At 50.2% G+C, this 14052-nt stretch carries 8 protein-coding genes; 3 read left to right on the top strand and 5 right to left on the bottom strand.

Annotated elements, in window-relative coordinates; translation table 11 throughout:
• Positions 1-34: 34 nt before the first annotated feature.
• From CCX46_RS21600 to CCX46_RS21580, 5 genes are all read right to left on the bottom strand, one after another.
• On the bottom strand, positions 35-1906 hold the full coding sequence (locus CCX46_RS21600; RefSeq protein ID WP_127929273.1) for a hypothetical protein: 1872 nt from the start codon (positions 1904-1906) through the stop codon (positions 35-37).
• A gap of 50 nt (positions 1907-1956) precedes the next feature.
• Positions 1957-6261: a glycosyltransferase gene (locus CCX46_RS21595; RefSeq protein ID WP_127929272.1), complete on the bottom strand. Its 4305-nt coding sequence runs from the start codon at positions 6259-6261 to the stop codon at positions 1957-1959.
• A complete protein-coding gene (locus CCX46_RS21590) occupies positions 6254-7606 on the bottom strand; it encodes an ABC transporter ATP-binding protein (protein WP_127929271.1) in 1353 nt (450 codons plus the stop codon). Before CCX46_RS21590 ends, CCX46_RS21595 begins: the two co-directional genes overlap by 8 nt.
• A complete protein-coding gene (locus CCX46_RS21585; protein ID WP_127929270.1) occupies positions 7596-8423 on the bottom strand; it encodes an ABC transporter permease in 828 nt (275 codons plus the stop codon). Before CCX46_RS21585 ends, CCX46_RS21590 begins: the two co-directional genes overlap by 11 nt.
• A 708-nt stretch (positions 8424-9131) precedes the next feature.
• Entirely contained in the window at positions 9132-10118 is a 987-nt protein-coding gene (locus CCX46_RS21580; RefSeq protein WP_127929269.1) for a glycosyltransferase family 2 protein, read from the bottom strand.
• A gap of 334 nt (positions 10119-10452) precedes the next feature.
• Here CCX46_RS21580 and CCX46_RS21575 point away from each other — a divergent pair, with 334 nt between their 5' ends.
• The 3 genes from CCX46_RS21575 to CCX46_RS21565 all read left to right on the top strand — a co-directional run bounded on the left by CCX46_RS21575 (position 10453) and on the right by CCX46_RS21565 (position 14043).
• Positions 10453-12582: a polysaccharide biosynthesis protein gene (locus tag CCX46_RS21575; protein ID WP_446730730.1), complete on the top strand. Its 2130-nt coding sequence runs from the start codon at positions 10453-10455 to the stop codon at positions 12580-12582.
• A gap of 110 nt (positions 12583-12692) precedes the next feature.
• Positions 12693-13028 (top strand): ComEA family DNA-binding protein, encoded by a 336-nt coding sequence (locus tag CCX46_RS21570; protein ID WP_127929268.1) that lies wholly within the window; start codon positions 12693-12695, stop codon positions 13026-13028.
• Between the two features lie 211 nt (positions 13029-13239).
• On the top strand, positions 13240-14043 hold the full coding sequence (locus CCX46_RS21565; protein WP_127929267.1) for an SDR family NAD(P)-dependent oxidoreductase: 804 nt from the start codon (positions 13240-13242) through the stop codon (positions 14041-14043).
• Positions 14044-14052: the final 9 nt, after the last annotated feature.

The raw sequence follows: 14052 nt of genomic DNA, 5'->3' as shown, positions 1-14052 counted from the left end.
TGTTTTCGTCCTAAATAAATAATGAAATTGATGTTTATTGTTTTTCGCGGCAGCGAGTCTCGATGCCTTTAATAAAGATGGTTTGAGTGTCCATGACAGGGTCAAGTCGCAAGCTATCTTTAAATCCAGAGCTACTGCTTACGATGAATGAAATTGTCTGGAAATCCTCAGATTTGTCAATCTCAGTCGTCTTTGAGTTGGACTCGCTGAGTACCGGGTCGTTGGTGGGTAGAAAGTATAGCTGGCCAATTTGCGGCCCTAATGCCTTAATCCTCACGGTCACCTCCAGAGTTCTGCACTGCTGCATCAGAGCTGGCATACCGGTGGAGAAATATATCTGCGAATCTGCTTGCGTTTCCATTGTAATGACAGTGCTGTCTTGGCTTTTAATGTTTGCATTAAAAGTTTTTAGATCTGAAAGGCTGCCGGTCGTTTTGTAGAATGCAGTCGGGGCTGTTGATTCGAATGCAACAGGCATGTATACGAGAGGGCGGATAAAGGAAGCGTCCGCTCTTTTGGCGTTTTTAATTGCCTGTGAAAGGTCGTATGGAAACAGATCCTGACAGTTTAAACTACCGCCGTCTTGAATTTTGGTTTGCAAGCATTTTACGCCGTCCAACCTTGATAGCATGTGGTTCTTATAGTACTCAGAATGATTGAGTATGGGGGTTGTGAAAATCAGAAGTGCGGCGAACAGCGTGAATAATACTGCTGTAGATTTGATCCTTAAATTGGAACTTGCCTTATTTGTATTGTATTGAATTATAAATAAGGCTAGCCATGGCCACAGCAGTGTAACCCAGAAGAAGTGAAATCTCTCGAAGCCGAAAACGAAGATATCCAACGGGGCTTGCGTCAATTCTGAACGGATATTAGTTCTTCCCGCGGCAATCAGTAGCAGATAAACGAAGACCGACGATGATAAACTGATGAAAATAATTGTATTTTTAGCGAGTGGGTTCGATTTTGTTTTTAATGTCTTTATTAGAGCAGAGGCGACGCAAGCGATCGTGATAACCAGGATGAACACTGTTACGCATAGAGACAGGGCTGGCATAGTTGTGGGTAGCATTAAAGATCTTGCAACTTTTCCTAATAAAAAAAGCCAGAAATCGCTTTCCCAAGGGTAGGCCATACCCACACCGGCTAAGTGAGTGCCATGCTGTACGCCAACTATCACCCAGATCTGCATTGCTGTGCATATAACTGCTGCCGGGATCAACGAGATCCCAGCAACCTGCATACGTTTTCTGCTGGTTCCCCCTGAAAAAAAGTGGCAAATCAATAGACATGTGCAGACGCTCAGAACTGCGAATGCACCGCTGATGTAAGTGAAACCTGAAATAAAGCTTAGTAATAGAAAGCCGGGGACAGCGAATCTCATTCGGATGTTTCCGAATGTGAGAGCAAGAATTCCTAAAATGCAAACCAGAGGAACGGCTTGGTGGTAGGCCATATTTTGCAGGCCCCAATACGTATCCGGTTGCAACATGAACAGTGTCAAACTGAACACGCAGGCGCGAATCATTTTATTTGTCGTGCAGATCGATAAGAGCCTCCATTGGAGGATCAGAAGGGATCCGAGAACAAAGGTCATCGAGATAAACTGATAAGCGACAGTGTTTCCATCCAGGAACCTGAAGGCCAACGAGTCTAGTAATAATCCAACGGGATACAGAGTGTCGTTAGCCGGCGCCATCAGATAGGAGAAGTCGATGCGACCCATGCTGCCTTCATGGTATTGCCGCCAGTCATCCCAATAAGGCATATCTACGCCAAAGCGCAGGAGCGAGATCGCATTTAAAATCAGGCTGATAACAGGAAGCCCGATCAGCAAAATTTGTAATATTTGAAACGGAAATGAATTTCCTGATTTCGTTTCATCTAGACTTGTAGCCATCGACATCTTATTTTCTCTGGTGAACCAAATTAGCGCTCAATTTACTCGATGTGTACTTAAAGTTTCACGCGCGGAGGCCATGCCAAACCAAAGTCTTCGTGATCCAACGTTAAGTTTGGGCTGTAAGAGTAATCATTTTGGATGTTAGGCCAACGAGCCTGAATATACGTAATCTCCTTCATGAAACGTTGTTGTTTCTCTGGGGTGTCTTCCAATCCCCGGGTAGCCGACTCGTGATGATACATTTCCGCAAATGGCGTCCAGACATTTCTATATCCAGCCTCCTGCACGCGCAAACAGAAGTCGACGTCATTAAAAGCGATTTTCAAATGTTCTTCATCCAGACCGTTGACTTGGTCGAATATCGATTTCTTGATAATCAGACATGCCGCCGTCACTGCAGAAAACTCCTGGATCAAGCCGGCTCTGCAAAAATACCCGTAATCACCTTTCGGTAGATACTTATGGGAGTGGCCAGCAACACCGCCGACACCGACAATAACTCCGCCGTGTTGGAGACGATCATCTGGGTACCAAAGACGGGCTCCGACGGCTCCGATGCCAGGTTGCAGCGCGATGGAAACCATCTCGCCTAGCCATTCTGGGGTGATTATTTCGATGTCGTTATTGATCAAACCGATCAACGAGCCATGGGCGATACGCGCTGCACCGTTGTTGAGTGCTGAGTAGTTGAACGGACCATCGTCGCGCAGGACACGAATATTTTCCTCTTTATCAATTTCGGAGAAATACTGAAGTGCCTCCGCGTCATCAGAGCCGTTATCGATCAAAATTATTTCATAATTGGGATAGGTGGTCAGCTGTTTGATGCTGTCGATGCACTGTTTAACCAAACCATGCGCGTTTCTTGTAGGAATGATAAGGCTGACCAAAGGCAGCTTTTCTGGCAAATGGTAGTGCACGCGGTACATTCCCATTGGAAGAAGCTCGGTTTCACCGATATCACCCTTACGTTGCAAGTGTTCATCCAAAGCTTTCACGCCGGCAATAGCTGCATAAGGTTTTTCATCGCCCGCCATCGCGGTGCTACCGGAGTGAATACGCCAGTGATAAAGAACCCGAGGAATGTGAATGATTTGTTCACGCTCCAGCTGCTCGATGCAGCGTAGAGCCAAATCGTAGTCTTGAGCCCCTTCGAGTCCAGCGCGGAACTGACCAACCTTGGTTACCAAATCTTTACGATAGACGCCTAAATGGCAGATCATGTTCTGGGAGCGAAACAGGTATTCGTTCCAATCAGATTTGAAATAAGGTGAGCTTCTCTTGCCATTAGTATCGATTTTGTCTTCGTCGGAGTAAATCAGGCCTACGCCCGGATTTTCGATAATGGTACGAGCAACCCAATAAAGAGCATGTTCAGGCAATAGATCGTCATTGTCCATCAACGCAATAAATTCACCTTTGGCTAATTCAAGCGCCGAATTGCTGGCTTTGGAAATATGTCCGTTCTCAGAGCGGAAAACTACTTGTATACGTTTATCTTCCTTGCTTAGCGTTTTTAGATATTCCTGCACTGCTGGTTGCGTTGACGCGTCGTCTGCGATGCACAACTGCCAGTTCGAGTACAGTTGCGAACGAATACTTTCGACGGCTTCGCGCAATAGATCGATGGGAGGGTTGTAAACCGGCATGATGACGGAGATCACCGGCTTGCTTGCCCACTTTCTGATTTCCTCGCGCATGCGCCAGCGACCGTTATCATCGATAGTATCGTAGTAATCAACCCATCTTGCATAATCGTGACGATCCGGGACCTCGCGAGTTTCCTGACCAACAAAGGCAAACTCGCTAGCACGATTCAAATAGCGAATACGCGCGACAACTCCAGCTACACCTTGTTGTTTCCAGATATTCAATGCTTTATTTGCGGTATTCTTTATACCGCCACCACGACGAATTGTAGATGGCAAAATTCGAATAATTTTCTGTAGGCGACGCAGCAGCCGTATTGCTTTGCGCATTGGGGCAGTTAGTTTCCAGCTTGTAGAACTCTGCATGCCAATGATCTGAAGATTCAGATTGTGAATGTGCGTGTCTTTCTGGACCTGCTGAAGTGACAGGTTGCTTTCAAGATTTTGAATGTGAACATCTTTGTTTTTTATTTCTGCGAATAAAAGCTGTAATTTTTTCTGGGTAACATCGTGCAGTTCAGTGTACTTTGCAACTTCAGCCTCAAGTTGTTGCTCTAATTTTTTTTGCAAAGCTGAAGGGTTTTCAGTCGATGTCGTTTCGTTGATCACGGTTATCTCTTGAGCAAGCTGCTCATCCATAAGTAATATTAAGTCTATTTCCAATGACAACTGACCTAGCTCGCCAAAAGCGCTCAGATCAAGGGGCAGCACGAAATGCGGATCATTGTTAACAGGAATAAAGAGCGTGGTATTGTCCGTTCGGCTGAGTTTGGCGGCACCTGAGTTGATCTCGCCGTTGCCTTCCCAGCGCCATGCGGATTGACCTCCACGGAACAGTTGCAGTCGATTAATGATATAAGACTGCCGTTTATTTATCGGATCTAATCTTAATTTAACGCATTCAGCAGGAACATCTCTCAGAGAAAAAACGACGGTTTGTGCTCCGAGGTTAAGCTTGTGGCTAACGGATTTTTCCTCGGAAAAAGAGTCCGCTGTTATGCCGTAATAAAGCGTTGCGCAGGCTCCGTCGTTTTCATTTATGCCCTCACGATGAATTGTTTGCTGGGGAGCCCAGTCCAGAAATTCCGAAAAATTGCGACCTGTTACCTTCTCCTGAAAACGGGCTTCTTTGCTGATGTAGCGCTCAAGATCCTCAGGGGAGGTTTTCAGATTTACGCTTTCCAGCAGTTGAATGATAAACGCCTGTCGACTCGCTGTTGAATGACTCTTGGGCAGGGGGCTGGCGTAAGCCAGCATCAGCAGCAAGGAGCGCATAAGTAGATGACCGAGTTCCACACCACCGGACAATTCCCATTCAATATCAATCAGGCAAGGTGAGCCGTCATGCTTGATAATTATATTGTTAGGTACTGCATCGATATACCTTCCTGGCAATCGCTCGTTGATACCTTGCAGATCAAGACTTATGCCCTCTGCCGCCAGCAATATTTTCAAGTATTGAAGGTAAGCTTCGAGAAAAGGTGTAAAGCTTTCGGGCGTCCAGTCAACGTTCGCAGCAATTTCAAAAAAACGCTGGCTGAGAACGGCGCCGCTGGCGTATGTATCGGTGGCAGGAAGTATGTAATTAAAGCTTTTGTCTTCGTCGTTGAAAATTTCACTCGCCAGTCGGCGATACTGAACCTCAATACCGTGGGCTGTCTTGACGAACTTCGACTCTTTACAATACGCGGCTTTTCGTCCGGTGCTGTAATGATAAGCAAGGATGGTTTCTGAAAGTATTGGTAATCCGGTGCAGGATGCTGCGATTAAAAAAGAGTTGGCCAAGTCCATGCCGAGGTCATTGTCGACGATAACTGGCCAGGCTTTCTCAAGATTGAAATGTGTTGTTCCTGGCAACTGCGGGTCTTTTTTGACATTTTGCCAGGCAAGCGCGGCAGCGTCGAACTCCTTGAACGCAAATCCTGCTTCGGTAACTATCGAATTGGGCAACTTGTAATCGGGGCTCGGAGACAAGAACGTCGAGGACTTGAAGCCTGCTCTCTCGATCAATCGCTGCAGTTCTGTACGGCCAAACGTTTTAGGTTGCCCAGCAGAGTAGCGCCCCTCAATGCCATACATTGGAATGCTGACATGGTCTTCCGGGGCTCCAGCGAAATATTTAAGGCCCAGTTGGTTCTCAATTGCGATAAAAAGATGCCCGTCTGGTTTCAACATGCTTCGAATGCGTTTGAGCATGGCGCACGCAGGGTCAGCGTCAGCGCTGAACATGCTGGCGTATTCCAAAACGCCAATCAGCGTGATTGCATCGAATTGCTCATCAGTTTTGAAATCGTCGAAGCGTTCCGCCAGTACGGTTACATTCGTAAGGTCACGGGTTCGACTGGCGGCGATGGCGGCCCGGCGGGGGCTACCCTCGAGGCTGAGCAGTTGTGCGCCGCATTCACCGAGAAATCGGCTAATAGCGCCACAACCTGCGCCGATCTCGAGGACGCGGCCCTTGAGCAGGTGTTCGAAAGGACGCAGGATATTTCCGCGGATGGAACTCAAGTGGTACAGCGTCGCCCAGTCGGTGCAATGCTCAGGCAGCGCCTCAGACAGGACTGATACGTCCGCAGCATCACGAATGATCAAAGCAAGCTTGTTCTCTGTTATGTCCCCATCGCTGTAGGCAATCCCTTGGTAGTCGGCACGCACCCATACCCCGGTCTGTTCATCACGGCTGTATCCGTAGCGGTCAAGTTCAAACATTGTCAGTTACCAATTTGATTTCCATGGAGGCACCTAAATCAATCAAGCCAATCACTTGTGGAGTAGGCGATACGACGAAGTGGATCGAGTCGTAGCGCCGATCGTGTGGCAAGACATCTTCACCGGATCTTGATGCAACTCCGACGGAAATAAAGTAATCACCTGTTGCAAGCCGGTTAACAAATTTCAGGCAGGCTGTTGCTTGAGCGCCTTCGGAACCAATCGTTTGCATCGATTCGCAATCGAGCAGAAACGAATTGGTACCGTAAACTGTAACGCCTTCCTTGGTTTTAATGGTGAAGCCCAAAATCGGACTGACTACCAAGTGGTTAAATTGTATCGCGAGATTAATCACGATTTCCTCACCCGATTCAATCGTGTTCGGATACTCACGCCCGCTGGCGCTCAAATGAAAATCCAGCAGCGAAGCGGCGTCATCACCCCAGCGGTATTCATGAGAGTTGTAGCCAGGACGGCTCTCATAGGCACCTGGTTCGAAACTGAGTTTTACCGCGTGGGCAGGCAGTGCTCGGGGTACCGCTATTGTCGTGGAAGTGGGCTCTTTCTCGTCCCGCTTCTCACGGCCAAAGAGAATGTCCATATAACGATTGACCACCGGGCGGGATTCACCGATCAGCTCAATTCTGCTGTTGTTGATCAAGACCGCTCGAGAGCAGTGAGTCACTACCTGCTCACTGGAGTGAGTGACAAGCAAAATACTGGTGCCGTTGTCTTTCAATTGTCGCAAGCGTTCAAAGCACTTGGCCTGGAATCGTGCGTCACCGACTGAGAGTGCTTCATCGACGATCAAAATGTCCGGATCTACCTGGGCTTGCACAGCAAACGCCAGACGCACCGCCATGCCGCTCGAATAAGCTTTGACAGGCTGGTCGATGAACTCACCAATGTCAGCGAAACCTGCGATCGCGTCGAACCTGTCGTTGACTTCGTCACGAGTAAGGCCAAGAACCGCGGCGTTGAGATAGATGTTTTCTCGCCCGGTAAATTCCGGGTTAAAGCCAGAACCAAGCTCCAGCAGTGCGGCGATACGCCCTTTGGTCTCGATTACACCGGTGGTCGGCGTCAAAGTGCCGCTGATAATCTGTAGCAGGGTTGATTTGCCAGAGCCGTTGCGACCCACAATGCCAACGGTTTCTCCCTTTTTGACATCAAAACTGATGTCGCGCAGAGCCCAGAACTCCTTCCCGTAGGAGGTAATCTCATCACCCGCCCAGCGCTGCAAACGCGGCATGATTGCCTGCTTCAAACGATCACGGGGTTTATCGTAGGTGTAAAAACACTTCGAGATGTTTTTTACGCTGATTGCGATGTTATCAGAGGACATCAGCGAACCCTTTTCGTGTTTTTTGAAAGAACCAGTAACCGGCAGCGGCGATAATGGCCCCAATCACCACCGCGATTCCTAGACTGCCCCAGTCCGGTAATTGGCCGAAGAGCAAGACATTGCGGCTTTCTTCAATGATGTAAGTCAGCGGATTGAGTTGCAGCCATGGCCGATAGACTTCGGGTAGAGCGGCTACCGGGTAAAGTACCGGTGACAAAAATAACAGTACAGTGGTCAGTACAGCGATTACATGCCCTACATCCCGCAGAAAAACACCAAGGGATGCCAGAAACCAACTGACTCCCAGTGTAGCCAGAAGAAGCGGCACCAAAATCAGCGGAAACAGCAGTGCCGTCCATTGCATCGTTTGCGTGAGGATCACCTGCGCAATCAGTAAGACAATGAGGCTGATGGCGCTATGGAACATAGCCGAACCTAAAGTGATGACGGGAAGAATTTCGATCGGAAAAACAACCTTCTTTACGTAATTGCCATTGGTCAGAATCAGCGATGGTGCCCGGTTTGCGCATTCGGCAAATAATCCATGAACAATCATCCCGACAAACAGCAGGATCGCAAACCCCCCTTTGCTCGGATCCATTCCGACCCAGCGAGCCTTGAATATCTCGGAAAACACGAAGGTGTAAACCGCGAGCATCAATATCGGGTTAAAGAAGGACCAAGCGAGACCCATGACTGAGCCACGGTAGCGTCCTACGACTTCGCGGGTGGTCATCTGTGCAATCAACTGGCGGTTGATCCACAAGCTTTTAACAAGACTGACAGGGCTGCTTGCAGGAGAGAGGTGTGGATTCACGAAGCAGGCACCCCGGTATTTTGGAGCAGGCTGCCTGCCTGATTTTTTGCGGACATGGTAGTTACCTCCTCAAGTAGTCTGTCGATATCGCTGGCTCGCTTGTTCGGGGCCAGGCTTCGCTTGTCGCCGGGAGTATCGTGTCGGTGGCCACTCACAGGTAGCGGCGCCAAGGAGTCGATATTGAGGCCATGAGTGTACCTTTCCGGCGCCTCTGGAATGATCACTACTGTTGCTCTTATCGTCATGAGTTCCCTGCCTGAGAAAAGCTTGATATCACCGCGATGGCAATCTGCAAGCGGAACATGTGCTGCCTGCGAGGTGCAGGTAAATGGGCTGCCGTTGTCTCTACTGTAAATGTGGATGGAGAGTTGAAGTGACCGACTCCACGCATAATTGATTGTCCTGAAAGCGCCGTGGAAGTCATTCGGTTTAGCTTCATTTCGTCCCTGCAATTGTTACTAAAGTCCAATCAAAGCTTTATCTGTCCGACCGGTAGTTTTCGGGTGTCGGGCTTATGGCGTCGCGAGATATGTCAGAGAGCCGGTTGCGGGTCTGACTGGTGCTGTTGGAGCCTGGAATTTAAGGCGTGACGACGCTCAGCGAGCCTTCGCCGGTGGCGGGCGGCACATTACCATATGTGAGCCGCAGAGACACCCATGCCCGGCGCGCAGACGTGCGGGTGCGCTCATGGATAGCAGCGGGCACCGATTAAATTTTGTTCAGACACGCGGCTATGAAAAGGCTGATGTTCCCTGGAAGCGTTTGGCGATGGACGCCTGATTTGCTCATCAGGAAAAGGCGCATGAAAAAGGAACTTTTGCGCGCCTGTTCGAATAGGTCCATGGCTTGTCGATTTTTCGGTGTCAGTTCCTGACGAAAGCTATGGAGGATCAGTAGATTCTGTGTACTCCATTCGCTGAATCGCCCCGACCACATACGTCCAAAACGAACAAGGCGTTGCCGAGCACTATTGTTCGCACCAATAAGGTTTTCGCTGTGTTGGCGGTAGTCCAGTGATGGGCGGCGGTCGTAGAAGACCGTACCGCCACAACCTGTGACAAGCAGGTAGGTCAACCAGTCGTGGGCGACGATAATAGTGTCGTCAGGTGTTTGTGCCAGCAAGTCGCGGGCTTGAGCATTGATGAGCATCGTGTTCGCACCTGCAATGCTTTGAACCATAGCATTGGCGAATTCAGGGGCAGATGAAAACAAAGGAGAGAATCCCTGCTCTTGTTTGTCGGCGGAAACAAGCCGTGTTCTAGAACAGTAAAGGGCCGGGGAATCTGAGACGCTCGGGATTTTTGCGATACTTCTTTCAAGTTTGTCTGCAAACCAGATGTCGTCCTGATCACTGAAGGCGAAGTAATCAGCAATAATCGAACGATTTTTAATCAACGAAAGGAAGTTTTTCGCAAAGCCGCTCCTGGGGCCATCCAATATGATCAGCCGCTCCCTCCCCAGAGCCCTCTGATAATGATTCAGAATTGCCAGCGTGTCATCAGACGAGCCGTCGTCCGAGGCATAGATCACCCAATTTTCGTGTGTCTGGTTGATAAACGATTCCAGTTGCTCTCGCAAAAAACTCGAACCGTTGTAGGTGCACAATAAAATGGCAACTTTCTGGCTTGACGTATCGAGATCAGAAGTATTTTCGCTGGTGCGGCTCAAGTTCAGGCGGTGTGGCTGCGTGTTCATTTTTGATCTCAAGCGTTTCCCATTCGTACTAATCTCATAGGCATCAGACTTGAGTCCGACCGGGATGGGGCCTCGTTGATGCCGGATGGTCAGGAATGGATTCAGCCTCTTATGATTCTTCGTTTAAAAGATGAGCGGGCGTCGAGCGGCTATTTTAAGAGGGATTCATCGAAATGTCTGTCTCAGCCGCACTTTATGGCGCTCGGGCAATCAAATCCTTTTGCACCGATTCGCTTTCCAGAGGATTTTGATCACTCGCTCGAACGGGTCAGGTCCTCATATCCTTGCAAGCATGAAGGAGCCAGAGCTCGCTGGGTGGCAGGATGCTGTCAAAATGAGTTTTTGCATTCTGCGGGCATTGTATTACCTTGAAATGGTTAATTTTGCTGGCGGTTGGGGAAACGGGCAAATTGAGCGGTTTAGCCAGGCAACGTTCGGGAAAGGAGCGGGAATAGTGTTCGATGACGTTACGGATAGGCTCAGACACTATCTGGTGAATTTGCCACGTCGGAAAAAACGACTGATTCAAGTCGCCACCGACGTTGTACTGGTGTGGGTGGCACTTTGGCTTGCCTTTATCGTTCGTCTCGGCATCGACGATATGTACAATCCGCTGCGCGTTCATTTTTGGCTTTTTGGCTGTGCTCCAATCGTTGCGATTCCTCTGTTCATCCGTTTTGGAATGTATCGCGCAGTCATGCGCTACTTCGGCAATGACGCTCTAATTGCCATCATTAAGGCTGTCAGTCTCTCCGCTCTGATTTTGGCAGTGGTGGTCTACTGGTACAGCAATCACGAAGCCGTCGTGCCTCGCTCCATCATTTTTAACTACTGGTGGCTGAGCCTAGTCATTATCGGTGGCTTGCGACTATGCATGCGTCAGTACTTCATGGGTGACTGGTTTACAGCAGCTCAACATGTGCCGTTCGCTAATCGTGATGACGGTTTGACCAAGGTCGCTATTTATGGTGCCGGCGTAGCGGGAAATCAGCTGGTTGCTGCCTTGCGCATGGGGCGTGTCATGCGTCCCGTTGCGTTTATCGACGATGACCCGAATATCGCAGATCGTTCGATTTCGGGACTGCAGGTGTACAAGCCCAAGCACATCCAGCAGATGATCGATGTCAGCGGCGCCCAGGAAATTCTTTTGGCGCTGCCGTCATCCACACGCGCGCGACGGCGGGAAATTCTCAATCTACTGGAAGGTTTTCCGCTTCACGTGCGCAGCGTTCCGAACTTCACAGATCTGGCCAGTGGTCGGGTCAAGGTAGAAGACATTCAGGAAGTGGACATCGCTGACTTGCTTGGTCGGGATTCAGTTCCACCGCAGGGTGACTTGCTGGAGCGTTGTATCAAGGGGAAAACGGTGATGGTGACCGGCGCGGGAGGCTCCATCGGGGCGGAACTGTGTCGGCAAATTTTCTCTCTCGAACCGACGACACTGATGTTGTTTGAGCATAGTGAGTTCAATCTGTACAGCATTCTCTCGGAGCTTGAACAAAGAGCCGTTCGTGAGTCTTTGTCGATTCGGCTATTGCCGATACTGGGCTCCATACGCCATCCGGACAAGCTGCTGGACGTCATGAAAGCCTGGAGTGTTGAAACGGTCTACCATGCCGCTGCTTACAAGCACGTCCCCATGGTGGAGCACAACATTGGCGAAGGGGTGTTGAACAACGTCATTGGTACTCTCAATACAGCTCAGGCTGCTTTGCAGTCGGGTGTGGCGAACTTTGTGTTGATCTCCACGGACAAAGCTGTTCGCCCCACTAATATCATGGGTAGTACAAAACGCCTTGCCGAACTCACGCTACAGGCGTTGAGTCGGGAAATTGCGCCGGTACTGTTCGGCGACAAATCCAATGTCTCCCGAGTCAACAAGACTCGATTCACTATGGTTCGTTTCGGCAATGTTTTGGGCTCTTCAGGGTCTGTCATTCCTTTGTTCCACAGTCAGATCAAATCCGGTGGCCCACTGACGGTCACCCATCCGAAGATAACCCGTTACTTCATGACAATCCCCGAAGCTGCACAACTGGTGATCCAGGCCGGCTCGATGGGGCAGGGTGGCGATGTCTTTGTACTGGATATGGGCGAGCCTGTTAAAATTGTCGAGCTCGCGGAAAAAATGATTCATCTATCCGGTTTGAGCATTCGTTCCGATCGCAATCCTCAGGGTGATATTTCCATTGAGTTCACTGGGTTGCGCCCCGGTGAAAAGCTCTACGAGGAACTGCTGATCGGCGATAACGTTGCCGCAACGCCACACCCCATGATCATGACGGCCAATGAAGATCATCTGCCCTGGGACGTCTTGAAAGTCAGGCTGAACGAGCTGCTCATTGCTGTTGAGAAAGACGACTACACCCGCGTCCGCCAACTCCTACGCGAAACCGTCAGCGGCTACACCCCCGACGGCGAAATTGTCGACTGGATCTATCAGCAACGCCGTCTCGAACCCTGATTGTTTCACATTCTGTAACGCTCGCATTTTTGACATACACCCATCATGACCTACGTTTGGAGAGCAGCTTCGGAAAAGCTGCTTTCTCAAACGATGATGGAGCGTCAAAAATGCGTACCGGTTACTTCTGTTCTCTGATTTTTGCTTTCCTTGCCAGCGCTTCGATTGCCGCGATCGCCGCACCCTTGGCGCCAGCGGAGTCACCCAAAGCGCCTTTGGTGATGGATACAACAGCACCTGCACAAAGCGCAAAAGTCGATCTCAACGATGCCGATGCGGCAACGCTGCAAAAAGAGCTGGCCGGAGTAGGTGAAGCGAAGGCCAAGGCGATTGTTGCATATCGAGAAACAAACGGGCCGTTTTCATCGGTGGATGAGTTGCTGGAAGTGAAAGGTATCGGCAAGGCGATTCTTGATCGCAATCGCGACAAGCTGGAAGTCAACTAAGCTGAGTGTATAAGCCAAGAGGCCGGTCATTGACCGGCCTTTTTGTTTAGCGCAATGCATGGCTCGTGATGACGTGAAAAAGGCGTCGGTCGGACGACTAAAAATTACGGCTATCATATTGCGCCAGGATTATGCCTATAATAATTTGCCGGTTCGTTGAGCCTATGCGACTCAATGACGATTCCCCATCAAGCATTCCAGGAGCACTTACATGAATTCCGCACAATCCAAAGGTACTGCTCTCGTCACCGGCGCATCGTCGGGTATCGGTGCGATTTACGCTCAGCGCCTTGCGGCGCGTGGTTTTGATCTGCTGCTGGTTGCCCGTGACAAGGAGCGTCTGGAGAGTGCTGCGAGCCAGTTGCGTGATGCCCATGGCGTTCAGGTTGAAGTGCTCAAGGCCGATCTCACGCAGAAGGATGACGTGCTCAAACTGGAACAACGCCTGCGCAGCGATTCCAGCATCAGCTTGCTGGTCAATAACGCCGGTGTAGCGGCGGACGGTTTGCTGGCCAACGCCGATATGGACCAGTTGGAGCGACTGATCCAGTTGAACATCACCGCCGTCACCCGCCTGGCATCGGCGGCCGCCGCCAGTTTCGCCAAGGCCGGTCGTGGCACGATCATCAATATCGCCTCGGTGGTGGCGCTGTTTCCTGAACGCTTCAACGCTACTTATAGCGCCAGCAAAGCTTATGTACTGAGCCTGACGCAGTCGCTGAACACTGAACTCGAAGGCACCGGCGTACAGATCCAGGCCGTGCTGCCGGGTGTGACCCGCACTGAAATCTGGGAGCGCTCCGGTATTGACGCCAGTGGCATTCCGGCAGAAATGGTCATGGAGGCGGGCGAGATGGTCGATGCGGCGCTGGCCGGTCTGGACCAAGGTGAGTTGATCACCATTCCTTCACTGCCTGACGCAGGCGAATGGCAGGCATTTGTTGCTGCTCGCCATGTGATGGCTCCGAACCTTTCCCGCAGTTCGGCGGCCCAACGCTACAAGTCCGGCAATTGAATTGATCAG

This window comes from Pseudomonas sp. RU47, from assembly GCF_004011755.1.
In the GTDB taxonomy this organism is placed as follows: domain Bacteria; phylum Pseudomonadota; class Gammaproteobacteria; order Pseudomonadales; family Pseudomonadaceae; genus Aquipseudomonas.
Note: the sequence above shows the minus strand (reverse complement) of the source record. Positions and strands in the feature narration are given on the sequence as shown.